The organism is Mycolicibacter arupensis, from assembly GCF_002086515.1.
Lineage (GTDB): Bacteria > Actinomycetota > Actinomycetes > Mycobacteriales > Mycobacteriaceae > Mycobacterium > Mycobacterium arupense.
Genome location: NZ_MVHH01000001.1, coordinates 308,652 through 326,103 on the forward strand (window position 1 = coordinate 308,652; position 17,452 = coordinate 326,103).

At 69.8% G+C, this 17,452-nt stretch carries 15 protein-coding genes and 3 riboswitches; of the genes, 6 read left to right on the forward strand and 9 right to left on the reverse strand.

From position 1 onward, the window contains the following. Window positions 1-50: 50 nt before the first annotated feature. Window positions 51-476, reverse strand: coding sequence for a nitroreductase family deazaflavin-dependent oxidoreductase (locus BST15_RS01445; RefSeq protein ID WP_046189898.1), 426 nt, complete (start codon window positions 474-476; stop codon window positions 51-53). A gap of 14 nt (window positions 477-490) precedes the next feature. Then, window positions 491-781: an antibiotic biosynthesis monooxygenase family protein gene (locus BST15_RS01450; protein WP_046189897.1), complete on the reverse strand. Its 291-nt coding sequence runs from the start codon at window positions 779-781 to the stop codon at window positions 491-493. A gap of 123 nt (window positions 782-904) precedes the next feature. Between BST15_RS01450 and BST15_RS01455 the strand changes: the two genes are divergently transcribed. After that, on the forward strand, window positions 905-1,351 hold the full coding sequence (locus tag BST15_RS01455) for a hypothetical protein (protein ID WP_046189919.1): 447 nt from the start codon (window positions 905-907) through the stop codon (window positions 1,349-1,351). On the opposite strand, the gene BST15_RS01460 is transcribed toward BST15_RS01455, so the two are convergent. Genes BST15_RS01460 through cobN form a run of 4 tightly spaced genes read right to left on the reverse strand, consistent with a single transcriptional unit; the run spans window position 1,304 to window position 7,843 of the window. After that, a complete protein-coding gene (locus BST15_RS01460) occupies window positions 1,304-2,071 on the reverse strand; it encodes a cobalt-precorrin-6A reductase (protein WP_083070766.1) in 768 nt (255 codons plus the stop codon). The two genes, BST15_RS01455 and BST15_RS01460, sit on opposite strands and share 48 nt — an antisense overlap. Then, window positions 2,068-3,528, reverse strand: a complete 1,461-nt coding sequence (locus BST15_RS01465) for a cobyric acid synthase (RefSeq protein WP_046191234.1) — start codon at window positions 3,526-3,528, stop codon at window positions 2,068-2,070. Before BST15_RS01465 ends, BST15_RS01460 begins: the two co-directional genes overlap by 4 nt. Further along, a complete protein-coding gene (cobF, locus tag BST15_RS01470) occupies window positions 3,528-4,265 on the reverse strand; it encodes a precorrin-6A synthase (deacetylating) (RefSeq protein ID WP_046191235.1) in 738 nt (245 codons plus the stop codon). Before cobF ends, BST15_RS01465 begins: the two co-directional genes overlap by 1 nt. Next, entirely contained in the window at window positions 4,262-7,843 is a 3,582-nt protein-coding gene (gene cobN, locus BST15_RS01475; protein WP_046191236.1) for a cobaltochelatase subunit CobN, read from the reverse strand. Before cobN ends, cobF begins: the two co-directional genes overlap by 4 nt. An 83-nt stretch (window positions 7,844-7,926) precedes the next feature. Then, window positions 7,927-8,059, reverse strand: a riboswitch (cobalamin riboswitch). Further along, window positions 8,047-8,235, forward strand: a riboswitch (cobalamin riboswitch). It overlaps the preceding riboswitch by 13 nt. 37 nt (window positions 8,236-8,272) lie before the next feature. Here cobN and BST15_RS01480 point away from each other — a divergent pair. The 4 genes from BST15_RS01480 to BST15_RS01495 are packed head-to-tail and all read left to right on the forward strand — an operon-like array spanning window position 8,273 to window position 12,853. Beyond that, window positions 8,273-9,463 (forward strand): ABC transporter substrate-binding protein, encoded by a 1,191-nt coding sequence (locus tag BST15_RS01480; protein WP_046191237.1) that lies wholly within the window; start codon window positions 8,273-8,275, stop codon window positions 9,461-9,463. Continuing rightward, window positions 9,460-10,500: a FecCD family ABC transporter permease gene (locus BST15_RS01485; protein WP_083070767.1), complete on the forward strand. Its 1,041-nt coding sequence runs from the start codon at window positions 9,460-9,462 to the stop codon at window positions 10,498-10,500. The genes BST15_RS01480 and BST15_RS01485 overlap by 4 nt, the downstream gene beginning before the upstream one ends. After that, window positions 10,497-12,260: an ATP-binding cassette domain-containing protein gene (locus tag BST15_RS01490; protein WP_046191485.1), complete on the forward strand. Its 1,764-nt coding sequence runs from the start codon at window positions 10,497-10,499 to the stop codon at window positions 12,258-12,260. The genes BST15_RS01485 and BST15_RS01490 overlap by 4 nt, the downstream gene beginning before the upstream one ends. 14 nt (window positions 12,261-12,274) lie before the next feature. After that, on the forward strand, window positions 12,275-12,853 hold the full coding sequence (locus BST15_RS01495; RefSeq protein ID WP_046191487.1) for a DUF7676 family protein: 579 nt from the start codon (window positions 12,275-12,277) through the stop codon (window positions 12,851-12,853). Window positions 12,854-13,011: 158 nt separating this feature from the next. Here the strand turns inward: BST15_RS01495 and BST15_RS01500 are convergent, their stop codons facing one another. Together BST15_RS01500 and BST15_RS01505 are read right to left on the reverse strand one after the other, a co-directional pair. Further along, window positions 13,012-14,742: a PPE family protein gene (locus BST15_RS01500; RefSeq protein WP_083070768.1), complete on the reverse strand. Its 1,731-nt coding sequence runs from the start codon at window positions 14,740-14,742 to the stop codon at window positions 13,012-13,014. Between the two features lie 96 nt (window positions 14,743-14,838). After that, window positions 14,839-14,958, reverse strand: a riboswitch (cobalamin riboswitch). 64 nt (window positions 14,959-15,022) lie between these two features. Then, complete coding sequence (locus tag BST15_RS01505; RefSeq protein WP_046191449.1) at window positions 15,023-16,339, reverse strand: aminotransferase class I/II-fold pyridoxal phosphate-dependent enzyme; 1,317 nt, start codon at window positions 16,337-16,339, stop codon at window positions 15,023-15,025. A 40-nt stretch (window positions 16,340-16,379) separates the two neighbouring features. Between BST15_RS01505 and BST15_RS01510 the strand changes: the two genes are divergently transcribed. Next, a complete protein-coding gene (locus tag BST15_RS01510; RefSeq protein ID WP_046191448.1) occupies window positions 16,380-17,036 on the forward strand; it encodes a pyridoxamine 5'-phosphate oxidase family protein in 657 nt (218 codons plus the stop codon). Between the two features lie 22 nt (window positions 17,037-17,058). On the opposite strand, the gene BST15_RS01515 is transcribed toward BST15_RS01510, so the two are convergent. Further along, a partial coding sequence (locus tag BST15_RS01515; protein ID WP_474623349.1) for a PPW family C-terminal domain-containing PPE protein occupies window positions 17,059-17,452 on the reverse strand: 394 nt, incomplete at its 5' end.

Below are 17,452 nucleotides of genomic sequence, written 5' to 3' on the forward strand. Positions count from 1 at the left end.
CGCCTGGGGTGGGTCTCCTCTAAGAGAGACGCACCCCAGGCGGAGTCATTTCAGGACGTGCTCCTGACCAGCTCGATGACCGGGATGACCCGTTCGGTGCGCTCCCGATAGGCGGCAAAACCCGGGTAGTGCTGCTCCTGAATGCCGTACAGCCGGTCGTGTTCGTCGCCGGTGATCTCGGTGGCCGTCACCGCAAAGGCGTCGGTGCCCAGTTCCACCGTCGCCGAGGGATTCGCCCGCAGGTTGTAGTACCAGCTCGGATGGCTGTCCTTGCCCTCGTTGGAGGCGAACACGATGATCCGCTCGCCCTCGGGCAGATACATCATCGGGCTGGTGCGTGGTTGCCCCGACTTGGCCCCGATTGTGGTCAGCAGCAGCACCGGTGCGCCCTCGAACCGTCCACCCAGCTTTCCACCGCTGGCACGGAACTCCGCGATGTTACGGGCGTTGAACTCCAGGGTTCGTTGCGCGTCCACGGGCGACCATCTCCTTAGCCGATACCGACGAAATGCTCGATCACCGGAGGTGATTCGTAGAAGGGGTGCAACAACGCACGCCACTGCTCGAATTCCGGCGACTTCCGGAAACCCTCGGTGTGCGCCTCAATGTTCTCCCACTGCACCAGCAGCAGGTACAGATTCGGCGACTCGACCGACCGGGACATCGAAATCCCGAGGAATCCGGGCGCAGCGGCGATCAACGGGCGCGCCGTGGCGAACGCTGCTTCGAAATCGGCCTCGCTGCCGGGCCGGATGGGCAGTACTCCATGTTCCACAATCACGCCTGCCAGTCTGCCCGACCGCGGGCGCCTGCGATTACCGCCCAAAGACCCTTGTCGGTCATGAGGCGACGCCCCTAGGTTAACCGCAACCGAAAGACACAGATACTTGTGGAGGTGGTGGTCATGGGCGCGCTCGCGGCGGCGGTCGTCTTTACCTGGCTGGGCATGGTGCTGGCGATCTCGTTCTTAGAAGCGCCCCTGAAGTTCCGGGCACCCGGGATTACCCTGCCGCTGGGCCTGGGCATTGGCCGTCTGGTGTTTCGGGCCCTCAACGCGGTGGAGATCGTGCTGGCGAGTGTGGTCGTGTTCGCGGTCGCCGCCGAGCCCACCGGCCGGCTGGCGCTGGCCGGGGTCTGTGCCGCGGTGGCGGTACTGGCCGCCCAGCTGCTGGCCGTCCGTCCCCGGCTGACCCGACGCTCGGACGCGGTACTGGCCGCGCAGACCGACCCCGCGGGCGGATTCATCGAACGCTCCCGCGCCCACTACGCCTACGCGGGGCTGGAGGTGGTCAAGGTCGTCGCACTAGTGGTCGCCGGCGTCACGCTGCAGCTGGCCCTGGTCAGCGGCTAACACCCAGGACACCGCCCGCTCGACGTCGTAGACCGCGGGCACACCCGTCGGCCGGGTCGGGCGGCGCACGATCACCACCGGCAATCCGAGCTGCTCGGCGGCCAGCATCTTCGGCCAGGTGTAGTCACCACCGGAGTCCTTGGTGACCACCACATCGGCGCGGTGATCACGCAACAGCGTGAGCTCGCCGGGCAGCGCGTAGGGCCCACGGTCCCGGACCACCGACCAACGCGGCGGCAGGCTGATCGCGGGCGGCTCCACGACCCGCGCCAACACCGCCGCATCGGCCAACGCCGGCAGATAGGCCGCCAACTGTTGGCGGCCGATGGTCAGCACCGGCCGACCCCCCAACCGAGCTGCGAGCCGCGCGGCGTGGGCGTGCGAGTCGGCCCAGTGCCAGGCCTGGCCGGCGCGCTGCACCCAGCCGGGCCGTTCCAGCCGCAGCAGGGGCCGGCCGGCCGCCACACACGCCGCGGCCGCGTTGGCCGACATCGTGGTCGCAAACGGATGAGTGGCGTCCACGACGGCGTCGTAGTCGGCCAACGCCGCCCGCAGACCCTCGATGCCGCCGAAGCCGCCCACCCGAACCTGCCCGGCCGGCAGCCGCGGATCGGCGACCCGCCCGGCCAGTGAGGTCGTGACAGCGACACCCGCAGCGACCAGTTGATCGGCCAGTGCTCGAGCCTCGGCGGTACCGCCGAGCAGCAGGAGGCGCGTCACGGCGCCCCCGGCGCCAAGAACGGCAGCCCGGGCGGCGCACCGCCCAAGGCCAGCTCCAGCAGTGCCTCGACGTCCAGATGCTCTTCGACCAGGTCGCCGAGCAGGTCCAGCCGGCGCTCCCGGGCCGCGGGAAAAGAGACCGTCGATGCCGCAAGCCCCAACGTCTCGGCCAGGAACGCCGCACGCCATGCGTCGACCTCCAGGCACCCGTGCCGCATGGTGCCGAAGACCTGACCGGTGCGGACACTGCCGGGAAACGCCGCATCGGCCCCTGCCGCTGGGCCGTGTGTGATCCGGCCGTGGTGGATCTCGTAGCCGCCGTCGGACAACCGCAGGACTTTGTCTGCGGTAAAACGGGTTTCGACGTCGAGCAGGCCCAGACCGGCCACCTCGGCGGGCGCGCCCTCGATGCCGTCGGGGTCGCGGATCTTCTTTCCCAGCATCTGGAAACCCCCGCAGATCCCCAACACCGGTTTGCCCGCGGCGACGTGCGCGGCGATCGCCGCATCGATGCCACGCGAACGAAGCCAGCCCAGATCGTGAATCGTGGCGCGAGTTCCCGGCAGCACCACCAGATCGGCGTCGGACACCCCACGCGGGTCGGCGGCGAACACCACATCCAGGTCGGGTTCCAGGCCCAGCGCATCGAGGTCGGTGAAATTGCTGATCCGGGGCAGCCGGATCACCGCGACCCGCCGTGCCCCGGTGCGCACAGATCGTCGCCCGTCCAGATCGAGTGCGTCCTCGGAGTCCAGCCACAGCTCCGGGTGCCACGGCAAGGTGCCGAAGACTCGCCGGCCGGTGAGGCGCTCCAGATCGGCCAGGCCCGGCTGCAACAACCGCAACTGCCCGCGGAACTTGTTCACGATGAATCCCGCGACCAGCGCCTGATCCTCCGGCGAGAGCAGCGCGACGGTGCCGAAGAAGGCCGCGAACACTCCGCCCCGGTCCACATCGCCGACCACCACCGTGGGCAGGCCGGCGTGGCGCGCCAAGCCCATGTTCACGTAGTCACCGGGGCGCAGGTTGATCTCGGTGGGGCTGCCCGCCCCTTCGGCGACGATCACCTCATAGCGTCCCGCGAGATCGTCATAGGCACTGTGCGCGGCCGCTGCCAACTCAGCGCGGCCATGCATCCAGTTCGACGACGACAGGGTGCCCCACGGCCGGCCCATGAGCACCACGTGACTCTGCTGGTCGCTGCCGGGTTTCAGCAGCACCGGGTTCATCGCGGGTTCCGGCGTGGCGCGCGCGGCGAGGGCCTGAATCCACTGCGCCCGGCCGATTTCAGTGGCCCCGCCCTCGGCGTCGACACACACCATGGAGTTGTTCGACATGTTCTGCGCCTTGTAGGGCGCCACCCGCACCCCGCGGCGCGCCAGCGCCCGGCACACCCCGGTGGCCACCACGGTCTTCCCGGCATCGCTGGTGGTTCCGGCGATCAGAATTCCGGGCATCAGATCCGCCGCACCACAAAGACGTCCATCACCCAGCCCGCCTGGGCCCTGGCGGCAGCGCGGGCGGCCGCGATCTGGCCGACGACGTCACAGACCCGGCCGCTGATCAGCGCCTCCCCCACCGCCCCGAGATTGGCGGCCCACCAGATCATCCAGTCGCCCACGGCGGAGAGGTCGAGCTCATCGGGGTTGAGCATCGCGACGATGTTGTCCTGACCTGCGGCTGCAGCCTGCGCCAGCCGTCGTCCGGTGGTGATGTGCACGGGTCGACCGACCTCATGCAGCACGATCCGATGCCGGGCCGCCAGCAGCTGCGGGGCGCTGATCCCCGGCAACACGTCGTAATCCAGTTCCACTCCAAGATCTTTCACCTGCTCGACGATCCGGATGGTCGAGTCGTACAGAGCAGGGTCGCCCCAGACCAGAAAGGCGGCCACCCCACCACGGGTCCGCAGCACGTCGGCGTAGCACTGCGCCCGGGCCGCATGCCAGTCGGCCACCGCGCGGGCATAGTCGGGCTCCGTGAGCCCCGGGGAGCGATCACGGGCCGGGTCTGCGACCGCCACCACCGGAGTCGCTGGGGCATAGGCGTCGACGACGGCACGGCGCACTGCCAAAAGACCGTCGTCGGAGGACTTCTCGGCGGCGATGACGTAGTCGGCCGACCGCAGCGCGCTGGCGACCTCGGCGGTGACGTGCTGCGGTCCCATCCCGATGCCGAGAATCCAGACTTTCACCGATCCTCCAGGTCGCCCTCAACGTCTAAGTAAGCCTGCCGCAACGCCGCCATGGTCTCGGGGTCGGGGTGCTCCCACAGCCCGCGGTCGGCGGCCTCGGTCAACCGTTCCACGATGCCTTGGAGCGCCCAGGGGTTGGACTTGTCGAGGAACTCCCGTGTCTGCGGGTCCAGCACATACTCGGCCGCGAGCTTTTCGTACATCCAGTCGTGCACCACACCGGCGGTGGCGTCGAACCCGAACAGGTAGTCGACGGTGGCGGCCAGCTCGAAGGCGCCCTTGTAGCCGTGCCGTCGCATCGCGGAGATCCAGCGCGGGTTGACCACCCGGGCCCGAAACACCCGGGCGGTCTCCTCGGCCAGGGTGCGGGTCCGGATGGCATCGGGCGAGGTCGAGTCCCCCACATAGGCTTTCGGGTCCGCCCCGGACAGCGCCCGCACGGTGGCGATCATGCCGCCGTGGTAGACGAAGTAGTCGTCGGAGTCGGCGATGTCGTGCTCGCGGGTGTCGATGTTCTTGGCGGCCACCTTGATCCGGCGGTAGTTGGTGCGCATGTCCTCGGTTGCGGGCGCGCCGGCCAATCCACGTCCGTAGGCGAAGCCACCCCAGGTGGTGTAGACCTCGGCAAGGTCCTTGTCGTCGCGCCAGGTCCCGGCCTCGATCACCTGCAGGATGCCCGCCCCGTAGGAACCGGGCGCAGAACCGAAGATCCGGGTGGTGGCGCGCCGCTGATCGCCGTGTTCGGCCAGGTCGGCCCGAGCATGCGCGGCAACGAAGTTGACGTCCGCGGGCTCATCGAGAGTGGCGACCATCTGCACCGCGTCATCGAGCATGGCCACCACGTGCGGGAAGGCATCCCGGAAGAACCCGGAAATGCGCACGGTCACATCGATTCTGGGGCGCCCCAACTCCTCCAGAGACATGACCTCCAGCCCCGACACGCGTCGAGACGCCTCGTCCCACTCGGGTCGCACTCCAAGCAGGGCCAGCACCTCGGCGACGTCGTCGCCCGAAGTGCGCATCGCCGAGGTCCCCCAGACCGACAACCCGACAGACTCCGGGTAACCGCCGGTGTCATCGAGGTAGCGACGCACCAGCGAATCCGCCATCGCCTGCCCGGTCTGCCACGCCAGCCGCGACGGCACGGCGCGCGGGTCGACGGTGTAGAAGTTGCGGCCCGTGGGCAACACATTGACCAAGCCCCGCAGCGGCGACCCGGACGGCCCCGGGCGCACGAAGCCGCCGGCCAGCGCATGCAGCACCGAGTCCAGCTCTCCCGATGTGCCGGCCAGTCGCGGAACCACTTCGGTGGCAGCGAATCGCAGCACTCGGCACACCTCCGGGTCGGGATGCAGCGTGTCGGCCGCCCCGGCGTCCCAGCCGGCGGCCTCCATGGCCTCGACCAGCTGACGTGCGCGGCCCTCGATCTCGTCGACGGCGGCCGCGGCGGCCCCGTCCTTGAGTCCCAGCGCGGCCCGCAGGCCAGGCACCGCGTGGTCCACCCCACCCCAGACCTGGGCGGCGCGCAGGATCGCCAGCACCAGGTTCACTCGCTGCGGGCCCACCGGGGCACCGCCCAGCACGTGCAGCCCGTCCCGGATCTGGGCGTCTTTGATCTCACAGAGCCAACCGTCGACGTGCAGCAGGAAGTCGTCGAACTCGTCATCGTCGGGCCGCTCGTCCAGGCCCAGGTCGCGGTGCATCTCCGCGGCCCGCATGAGGTTCCAGATCTCGCCCCGGATCGCCGGCAACTTGGCCGGGTCCATGCTCGCGATGTTGCCGTACTCATCGAGCAGCTGCTCGAGGCGCGCGATGTCGCCGTAGGACTCGGCGCGCGCCATCGGCGGGATCAGGTGGTCGACGATGATGGCGTGCGCCCGCCGTTTGGCCTGGGCGCCCTCGCCGGGGTCATTGACCAGGAACGGGTAGATCAGGGGCAGGTCGGCGATCATCGCATCGGTGGCGCAGGCCGACGACAGCGCAGCGGTCTTGCCGGGCAGCCACTCCATCGATCCGTGCTTGCCCAGGTGGATCACCGCGTGCGCACCGAAACCTCTTCCCAGCCAACGGTATGCGGCCAGGTAGTGGTGGCTGGGGGGCAACTCCGGATCGTGGTAGATGGCCACCGGGTTCTCCCCGAAGCCCCGGGGCGGCTGAATCATCAGCACGATGTTGCCGGATTGCAGCGCGGCCAGCACGATCTCGCCGGCGTCATTGACGAACAGCTTGCCCGGCGCGGGCCCCCACGCGGTGGCCATCGCGTCGCGCAGCTCATCGGGCAGCTCGGCGGTCCACTGGGCATACTGCTGCGCGGTGACCCGCACTTGGGCGTCGGCCAGCTGTGCGGCAGACAACCAGTTCTCGTCCTGGCCCCCGGCATCGATCAGGTTGTGGATCAGCCGATCCCCGGCCGCAGCCTCGTCTGCGATGTCCAACACCCCAAAGCCGTCGCCGACGTCATATCCCTCTTCGGCCAGCCGGCGCAGCAGCCGCACCGCCGAGACGGGCGTGTCCAGACCGACCGCGTTGCCCACCCGGGAATGCTTGGTGGGGTACGCCGAGAGCACCAAGGCCAGCTTCTTCTGTCCATTGGGAAGACGCCGCAGCGCAGCGTGATTCACCGCGATCGCCGCCACCCGGGCGCAGCGTTCGGTGTCGGCGACGTAGTGCGGCAGCCCGTCGTCGTCGATCTCCTTGAAAGAGAACGGAACCGTGATGATCCGGCCGTCGAATTCCGGGATGGCGATCTGGGTGGCCGAGTCCAGCGGACTGACGCCGTCATCGTTGGCCGCCCAATCCGCCCGCGACGATCCCAGGCACAGACCCTGGAACACCGGCATGTCCAGTGCCGCGATGCGTTCGATGTCCCAGGCGCCGTCGTCGTCGCCGGCACTGACACTGGCGGTGGCGTTCATCGCTCCACCGGCGGCCAGCATGCTCACCACCACCGCATCCAGCCCGCCGAGCGCCTCGAAGAGCTCATCGGGGGCATTGCGCAGCGACGCGGCGAAGATCGGCACCCCGACCGCGCGGCCGGTGGCGTCGATCGCGTCGGCCAATGCGTGCGCGAAACCGGCATTGCCGCTGACCTCGTGGGCCCGGTAGTAGAGCACCCCGACCCGCAGCGCGTCCGGGCCGCCCACCGTCGTCCGCCGGCCGTACCCCCAATCCGGGATCACCGCCGGCTCTTCGAAACCCTCCCCGGTCAGCAGCACCGTGTCACACAGGAATGCGTGTAATTGAGCGAGGTTGGCCGGCCCGCCTTCGGCGAGATACGCGTGCGCCTGTGCGGCCAGCCCGATCGGGACGGTGGAGCACTCCATCAGCTCGGCGCTGGGTGACCGCTCCCCTCCCAGCACCACCAGCGGCAGCCCGGTGGCGCGCAGCAGGGCCAACTCGTCGGTGATCTCGGCGGACGAGCCGAGGATGCGCAGCACCACCACGTCGACGCCGTCGAGCAGCGGTTCGATGTCGTGACGCGACGGGTTCCCGAGGCGATACGCCGCGCCGCTGGCCCGCGCGGACAGCAGATCGGTGTCGGACGTGGACAGCAACGCTATGCGCCGTGCCTGAAGCATCGAAGGACCTCCTCGGGGTTCTCGCCCCTCGTCGTCGGATGCCTCGTGACCGTATCTGGCTGGGGGCGCGCTGTGCCCATGGCGTTGACCTGCTGCGCCCGGCTTCGCCGCGCTGGCAGTCAACGCGTGCCCCATCACAGTGGCGGAACCGCCCCGGAATCACACCGGGTTCCTGACGCCACGAGACGGCGGCCAGCCTAACCTAGAACGGCATGCGAGAATGTCGCCGGTAAGGCGATGACGATTGAGGAAGCCGGTGCGAATCCGGCGCGGTCCCGCCACTGTCATCGGGGAGCGACCCTCATCAGCCACGGCCCGCCACACGTGGGGCTGGAAGGCGAGGCGAGCAGTGATCCGAGAGCCAGGAGACTCACGTCATCGCGTCCTGCGTACCGGGGCGGTGTACCCCGAGGAAGCTGACTCACGCCCATGCTCCGTGCGCTGCGGGTAGTCCCTGCGCTGTTGACGGCGCTGGCCACCGTGTTGGCCGGCTGCTCCGGTGCACCCGCCGCCCGGGTGCACGAGGCGCGTGCCGGTTGCATCACCGACTTCGATCCGGCCGCCGACTACTTCCCGGTCAAATCGACGCTGACCGAGGCCACCAATTTCGCCATCAGCTACCACGGCAGCTATCAGGTCCTCACCGTCCAGCGCCCCTACCTCGGCGGCAAACCGGTGAGCTATGTGCTGGTGCGCTGCGGGGCTCCGGCGCCGGCCCTCACTGGTGAGTTGGCCCAGGCCCCGCAGATCACCGTGCCGGTGCGCAGTCTCTACTCGGGCTCCACGACGCACCTGGCGATGATCACTGAGCTCGGCCAAGCCGGTGTGGTCACCGGGGTCGCGAGCCCCGCAGCCGTCGCCGACCCGCAGATCCGCGAGCGGATCGCCGCCGGCGAGATCGTCGGGTATGCCCCCGGAGGGCAGATCAACATCGAGAGCGTGATCGGCGCCGGCCCCGATCTGGTGGTCACCGAGGGCGTCGACGATCCCGGCCATCCCAAGCTGCGTGACGCCGGAATTCCCGTGGTGGCCGACGCCGAATGGCTGGAATCCACGCCACTGGGCAGGTCCGAGTGGATCAAGGTGTTCGCCGCGCTGACCGGCACCGAGCAGCAGGCGGGGCAGATCTACGCCTCGATCCGCAGCAGCTACCAGGACCTGGCGCGCCGAGCCGCTTCGGCCCAGCCCGTCGACGTTCTGGTCGGAACCCTGTATTCGGGCACCTGGTCGATGCCCACCGGTGACAGCTATTCGGGCCGGCTGGTCGCCGACGCCGGCGGTGTCTACCCGTGGCTGTCTTCCACCGGCTCCGAGAGCAGGCAGTTGAACTTCGAGTCGGTCTACGCCCAAGCCGGCACCGCGCCGTTGTGGCTGGTGACCGACAACTGGCAGACCGTCGATGACGCGGTGGCCCGTGATAGCCGGTACGGCGAACTGAGCGCGGTGCGCACCGGCCAGGTGTGGTCGGCGACCAAAGCGGTGACCCCCGAGGGCGGCAACCTCTATTGGGAACGCGGCACCGCGCGGCCGGATCTGTTGCTGGGCGATCTGGTGGCGATCGTGCATCCCGAGCTGGCCGGCGAGCACGAGTTCGAGTTCTACCGGCTGGTGCAGCGGTGAAGCCGCGTATCGCCGTGGCGCTGACCGCCCTGGCCGCCGCGGTGGTGTTGTTGGCCCTGCTGGGTTTGGTGCTGGGCCCGGTGCGGGTGCCGGTGGCCGACACCGTCCGGGTACTGGTGGGCGCCGAGGCATCCGATCCACGCTGGCAGGTGATCGTGTGGAACATGCGTCTGCCGCGGGTCCTGACCGCGCTGGCGGCGGGCTCGGCGCTCGGAGTCGCCGGGCTTCAATTGCAGACCCTGTTCCGCAACACCCTCGCCGACCCCTACATCCTGGGAGTCAGTTCCGGTGCCAGCCTGGGGGTGGCGCTGGTGGTGTTGCTCGGCGGTGCGGCCGGCGGGGGTTTCACCACCGCGGTCGCCGGCGCCAGCCGCGCCGCGGAGGTGATCGCGGCGGCGCTGGGGGCGGCGGCCATGCTCACGCTGGTACTGGTGCTGTCGCGGTGGACCCGCTCGGCGGCGACACTGCTGCTGATCGGGGTCATGATCGGCGCGGCCAGCACGGCGCTGGTGAGCCTGGCGATGGTGTACTCCGATCCGCAGCGGGTGCAGCAGTACCTGTTGTGGGGCCTGGGCAGCTTCGCCGGAACAGGATGGGCCGATCTTCGGTTGCTGCTGCCGCTGGTGGCCGTCGGCCTGGTGGCCGCAACCCTGACCATCCGGCCGCTCAATGCCCTGCTGCTCGGGGAGAGTTACGCGGCGACCATGGGCATCAACGTCCACCGGGCCCGGATCGTCACGGTCGTGTCGGCATCGCTGCTGGCGGGTGTCACGACCGCGTTCTGCGGGCCGATAGCGTTCCTCGGACTGGTGGTGCCGCACGTGGCGCGCATCGTGGTCGGCACCTCCGATCACCGCGTTGTGGTGCCGACGGTGATGCTGCTGGGAGCGGTCGCCGCGCTGGGCTGCGGGATCGTCAGTCAGGTGCCCGGCAGTGACTTGGTGATCCCGATCAATGCGGTGACCGCGCTGGTCGGGGCGCCGGTGGTGATCACCGTGCTGTTGCGGGCTCGCCGCGGCCCGGGGTTGGCATCATGAGCCCCTCGGCAGCGCCGGCGGTGGAGCTTGCCGGGCTGGTGATCGGCTACCGCAACCGCCGCCGGCCGGTGACGGTGGCGGCCGGACTGGCCGCCCAGGCCCGCCGGGGCGAGTTGACCGTGCTGATCGGGCCCAACGGCGCCGGCAAATCCACCCTGATCCGGACCCTGGCCGGACTGCAGCCCGCGCTGGGCGGACGAGTTCTGCTCGACGGCGCCGACCTGACCGCACTGCCACGCGACGAGCTGGCCCGCCGTGTCGCGGTGGTGCTGACCGAGCGCATCGATCCGGGTTTCCTGTCGGCCCGGGAGTTGGTGGGGCTGGGCCGCATCCCGCACCTGGGGCTGGGGGGCCGGCTACGCCCCGCCGACGAGCAGATCATCGACTGGGCGCTGGCGGCGACGGGTGCACAACACCTGGCGGCGCGGCCCGCGGCCGAACTGTCCGACGGCGAGTGCCAGCGGGTCCTGACCGCCCGGGCACTGGCCCAACAGCCCGGTCTGCTGATCCTCGACGAACCGACCGCGTTCTTGGACGTGTCGTCGCGGGCAGCGCTGTTCGGGCTGCTGCGCACACTGGCCCGCGAACAGCAGCTGGCAGTGGTGCTGAGCACCCACGACCTGGAGTTGGCGCTACGAATTGCCGACCGGGTGTGGTTGATGGACCCGGCGGGCGCTCTGGTGGATGCCGTCGGCGAGGAGCTGATGCTGTCCGGCCGGATCGGTGAGATGTTCGGCAACGACACCCTGCGTTTCGACGTGGCCAGCGGCATGTTCGAGCTCAGTGCACGAGCCCACCACGACGGTGCGGCGCGCACCGCCCGGGTCGATGCCGAAGAGCCGTTGCGTTCGGCACTGGTGCGGGTGCTGTCCCGGGAGGGCTGGGACATCGGCGACTGCGCCGAGTTGGTGGTCTGCGCCGCCGATCCCGGCGCCGTCACACTGCGCACCGCGGGCGCGGGCCAGGTCAGCACACTGCGCGACCTGCCACAGCGGTTGCGGACCCTGGCGACATCCCCGCAGCGCTGCGTGCCGCGGGAGCAGGCGATCACGGCTTTGGCCGAATTATCTTCGGTGAGTTCCTATTTCGCGGTATCGACCGGAGTTTCCGATGAAACCGACTGGCGGCCGGTGGCCCAGCTCTATTGCGACCCCGAGTTGCTTGCGCGCACCCTTTCGCACGTGCAGGAGCGGATCTGTGCGGAGGATCTGCGCGTCGCGGCGTCGACATTCTTCCTGGGGTACGCCGCACGCCTGTGGTCGATCGGGCTGGGCGGGCTCGCCGAGCACGGGTTGCTGATCGAGCTGGACCCCGAGCAGCTCTGCTACACCGACTCGGCAGGAACCATCCGGCTGCATCTGGCCAATCCGCTTGCATGGCAAGGCTCTGCGGGTAGCGAGAGCCTTGAGTCGGCGCTGGCCGACATGGTCGTGACGCAGCACCTGAAGCCGTTGGTCGCCGCGGTGCGAGCGATCACTCCGATCTCCGAGCGGCTACTGCTGGGCAATGCCGCCTCCGCCGCCCTGGGCGCCGCGCGCGCCTTGAGCTGGCATCACGGCGGAGATCTGGCGGCCGAGCCGAGCTGGGAGCTGGCCCGCCGCATGTGCGAGCACGAATACCTCAACGGCGCGGTGTCTTTCAGCGAGTCCGGCACCGACTACCGGCGCAACAGTTGCTGCCTGTACTACCGAACCCCCGGTAGCGGACTGTGCGGAGACTGCACGCTGACTCATAAACCACAGACCCGGATGAACCTGTGAAGGAAGGGATTTCCATGACCGAGAACACCGGCACCGTCGTCGCCGATCCCCCGATCATCGACACCGAAGACCGAGGCCGCGAGCAGCTCTGGCCGTTGCCGACCGACCAGCAGAGCCTGCTGGATCTGCTACACCTGTGCTTCGACGAATACTGGGACCAGATCTGGTTCGGCATCATCATGGAAGGCGCGGCCTGGGAGGTGGCCGCCCCCAACGCGCCACGCAAGATCGGCATGCTCGACGGCTACGCCACCATCGATTTCGGCCGCTGGCACTTCCACCTGTGCATCGGCAAGCACCGGGCCAGCGGCTCGGAGCTGGGCCGCATTCGCCGCTGCAGCCGGGCGGAGCTGTACCGGCGCATCGGCAAGGACGGCAACCCCCAGTCGTGGGGGGTGCGCCTGTTCAACGGGCGTGACGAGCAGATGATGACGATCATGCTGCCCAACCCGTTCCTCACCAACGACCAGCAGATGCGCGACGAGCCCGAGTGGGCGCAGCTCGAGCTATGGGACAGGCTGCGCGAAAAATACCTGGGGCTGGGGCCCGACCCGCTGGACCGCGGGGGCAATCGGATTCGCTGCGGCGGTTAGCGAGTCTCGACACAGGAGAGCCGAAGCTGAACCGCCGCAACAGAACCGGCGGTTAGCGAGTCTCGACGCAGGAGAGCCGAAGCTGAACCGCCGCAACAGAACCGGCGGTTAGCGAGGCTCGACGCAGGAGAGCCACCGCGCCTGGCCGACCTTACCGGCTAGTCCGGTTCGGCCGGCCAGGTGTTCGGCATCATCGGGCTGACCGCGCCACTGCCGAACCCGTCGTCGGCCAGCGCGGTCAGGCCGCCCGGCCGCGCACTGGTCACCCGGTGGGCGGCCCCGGCGAGGCCCCGGGCTCCAACACCGCGGCCCGACGCGACCACCCCGGCCAGCTCGGGAATCGGATCGGGCTCAAGATCCATGTACTCGTGACCGCGGCCCAGCATGCCGACCTTTTTCCGTCGCCGACGCCGGTGCGCGGCCGGCTGCGCCGCCGCTTCCTCTGCGGGCGCGCCCGTTTCGGCCGGCTTCGAGGCGGCCTTCTTGCGTGAACTGGTGCCGGAACCACGCCGCGCACCCATATCCAGGCCACCGACCATGTACATGTAGGCCGGCATGGTGACCGAGGGCGGCCCGGCCGGAGTAGGCGGTGGGGCGGCGGGAGGCGGCGGTGCCGCCGCGGCCGGTGCGGGTGCGGGAGGCGGAGCTGGCGCCGGAGCCGGGGCTGGGGCGGGAGCCGGCGGCTGGGCCATGACCAGGCTGGGCGGCGGAGGCGCGGGCGGCGGCACCGCCGCAGCGACCGCTGCATGGTGCGCCATGGCCCCGATGCCCAGACCACCGATCACTCCGGATCCGAGCACGGTGGTTCCGGCCATCGAGGCGGCCAGCGCCGGCAGCAACGCCGTCTGGGTGATCAGGTAGTTCAGCGCCTGAATGGTGTTGCCGATGGTGGACGTGACGATCTCGACCATCGCCAACGGTACGACCACGCCCAGCGCCTGGGGATTGAACAGCGCCGTGTACATGATCGCGATCAGGTCATCGATGATCACGATGCTGGTGAACGCGAAGTAGGACCCGGGGTCCAGCGGCACCGAGAAGACATAGGCCAAACTGGCGGGGTTGAAGAAGCTGAAGGGGTTGCCGGTCCAGCCCAGCCACCAACCGGGGACCGGCCATGGCGGCAGCAGCGGCGAGCCGGCCTGCAGGGCGGCGAAGAAGTCGGCGAAGGGATCGCCGATTCCGGTGTAGCCGATCTTGGCGAAGAACTCCTGCAGCTCGATATACAGCGGGTACTGGCTGATGTCGGGATAGGGCGGACTCGGAACCAGACTTTCGAGCCATTTGGCGAAGTCCAGAAACCACTGCGGGGGCTCCGGTGCGGTGTCCGCCGCGCTGCCGGGCGTCTTGAGCACCGCCGGTGCCGGTTCAGTCTGGGCTGCCGCGGCGGTGGCCACCGCCGCGCCGGCCACCGCCTGGTAGCTGGTCATCACAGCGGCGGCCTGCGCCCACATGCGCCCATAGTCGGCTTCGTTCACCGCGATCGGGATCGTGTTGACACCAAAGAAGTTGGTGCCCACGAGGACCGCATGGGTGACATGGTTGGCCACCAGCTCGGCCATGGTGGGCATGGCCGCCAGCGCCGCGGTGTAGCCCGCGGCCGCGGTCTGCTGCTGTGCCGCGGTGGCCGCGCTGTTGGCGGCGGCACGCAGCAGCCAGGCCAGGTAGGGGGCGTTGGCAGCGACGAATGCCTCCGCGGACGGGCCCTGCCATGACCCGGCCTGCACCGCACCCAGCACCGCCGCCAACTCGTCGGCGACAGCGGTGTATTCAGCGCTCAGCGCGCTCCAGGCGGCGGCCGACGACAGCAAGGGGCCAGCCCCCGGTCCGGCCGACAGTGACGTTGAATGTACTTCTGGCGGGGAGGCCATCCAGATCGGCGCGGTCATCGCCAACCACCGGATGCCACCCAAACAGGGCGCAACATAGGGGTTTGCCAGCTCTCTCGGGGTACACCGCCCCGGGTCGCAGGATGCGACGATGTGAGTGTCCTGACTCTCGGATCACTGCTCGCCTCGCCTTCCAGCCCTTTGCAGAGCCGTGGCGTTTGAGGGTCGCTCCCCGATCACAGTGGCGGGACCGTGCCGGATTCACACCGGCTTCCTGCACCATCGTTGCCGTACCGCTGCAGTATCGCATGCCGAGGCGTCCGATGACCCCCGCGCGCGGCTACACGCTCGCGCGGCCGGGACCGCGCACGGCCTCGGCAATGGCGTCGGCCAGCGGACCGACGTCGGCAGCACCAAGCTCCGCGACCGTGATCCGCAGACCTGGGGCACTGCGAATCCGAAACCGCGCCCCCGGGGCCGCCGCCCATCCCGCGGCGAAGAGCTGCGTCATGGCCACCGCCTCGTCGGGCACCGGGATCCACACGTTGAGCCCGGAGCGGCCGTAGGCCACCACCCCCCGGTCCGCCAGCGCCGCACACAGCCCGACGCGGGCCGTACGGTAGGCGGCTTCGGCGTCGGCCACCTGCCGCGCCGCGCCGGCGTCGCGCCACAGGGCAACGGTCAGGTTCTGCAGCAGATGACTGACCCAGCCCGGCCCCAACCGCTGACGGCCCTGCACCCGTTCGACCGTGCGCCCGTCCCCGGCCAGCACCGCCAGCCGCAGATCCGGGCCGTAGGCCTTGGCCACCGATCGGACGAAGGCCCAGTTCCGGGTGGCTCCTGCCAGCGGGTGCAGCGACGCACCGGCGATGGCCGCGCCGTGGTCGTCTTCGACCAGCAGCACGTCCGATCCGTCCAACAGCTCACGCAGCTCCGCCGCACGGTCCGCGGAAACCGCTGCGCCGGTGGGGTTTTGCGCGCGGCTGGTCACCACCACTGCGCGCACCCCACGTCTGAGCGCGCGGGACAGATCGGCGGGCAGCGGACCGTCGTCGTCGACGGCCATCGGCTCCGGGGTCAACCCCAGCGCGCCCAGCAGGTCGAGCAGGTTGGGCCAGCCCGGGTCCTCGACGGCCACCCGGTCACCGGGCCTCAGGTGCGCACTGAGCACCCGCTCGATCCCGTCCAGGGCTCCTGAGGTGACCGCCAGGTGTTCGGCCGGCACACCGTCGGCGGCCAGGTCGATCGCGGCGCGCTCTGCCAGCTCGGGCTCGATCGGCGCCTGCCCGTAGAGCACCGCTGGGCCGGCGGACAACGACGTCACCGCCCCGATCGGCAGCAATGCCGGGTTGGGGTTTCCGGTGGACAAATCGCGCACCTGCGGAGGGACGGCCAGTCCGCGCAGTGATCGCGGAGTGGTCGCCGGCCGGTCGCGTACCCGGGTGCCGCGTCGTCCCGCACTCTCGACGGCACCGCGGTCACGCAGTAGCCGGTAGGCGGCGGCAACGGTGTTCGGATTCACGCCGAGCCGCTGGGCCAGGCCGCGGATCGGCGGCAGTGCGGACCCGGGCGCCAGGGCACCACGGGCGACGCCCTCCTCGATGCTGGCCGCGATGGCCTCCGCACCCTCACCCGTGATGCTGTATTGTACTGCCACAACTCCTATATTGCACTAGTACATTAATGGAGGCAACCCCATGTCCTATGCGCCGACACCGCAGACCACCCCCACTCGGTACCGGGAGCGGGCACGCTACGACCGCGACACGGTGCATCGGATCCTGGATGAGGCCTTGATCTGCCACCTGGGCTACTCCCGGGGCGGCCGCCCGGTGGTACTGCCGACCACCCACGCGAGGGTCGACGAGACGCTGTATCTGCATGGCTCGACCGGTAGCGGCCCGGTGCTGGCGGCCGGCCCCGACGGCCTGCCGGTCTGCGTCACCGCCACCCTGGTCGACGGGCTGGTGCTGGCGCGCTCGGCCCTGCACCATTCGATGACCTACCGCTCGGTGGTGGTGATCGGATCGGCGCGCCTGGTCGAGAGCGAGGACGAAAAGCTGCTCGGCCTCGATGCGCTGCTCAATCACGTCGCGCCGGGGCGGGCCGTCGATGCCCGCCCGCCGAACCGCCGGGAGTTGGCGGCCACCGCGGTGCTGGCCCTGGACCTCGTAGAAGTGTCGGCCTCGGTGCGAGACGGCGGCCCCAGCGATGAGCCGGAGGACGTCGCATTGCCGCACTGGGCGGGTGTCGTTCCGCTGAGCCTGGTCGCGGGGCACCCAGAACCCGCCGCCGACCTCGACCCGGCCATCGAACTGCCGCCCTACCTTCGCGATTACCGCAGGCCCCGGTGACACCCGGCCGACGCGCAACCAGCTAGGGCGATTGAGCGCCGCGTGCCGCCATCCAGGTACCCGGCGTCAAGGGGGCAACGGCACCGCTACCGAACGCATCCCCGCTCAGCGCGGTGAGCCCACTCGGCGCAACGGCACTGTCCGGGTCTTCGAGATCCATGTATTCGTATCCGCGGCCGATCAAGTCGGTCTTGACCCGACGGCGCCGACGGGCCTTGGCCGGTTCGGCTGCCACCACAGGCTCCGCCGGCGCAGCGGCATCTTCGGGTTCGGGGGTTCTGCGTCGGCGAGCGCTGGTGCCCACACCTCGGCGGGCCTGCTGACCCATACCGGCCACCAGGTACATCGCGGCCAGGCTGTCCCCCGGTGTCAGCGGCGGCGCGGCCGGCGGAGGCGGGCCGGGCGGCCGCTGACAC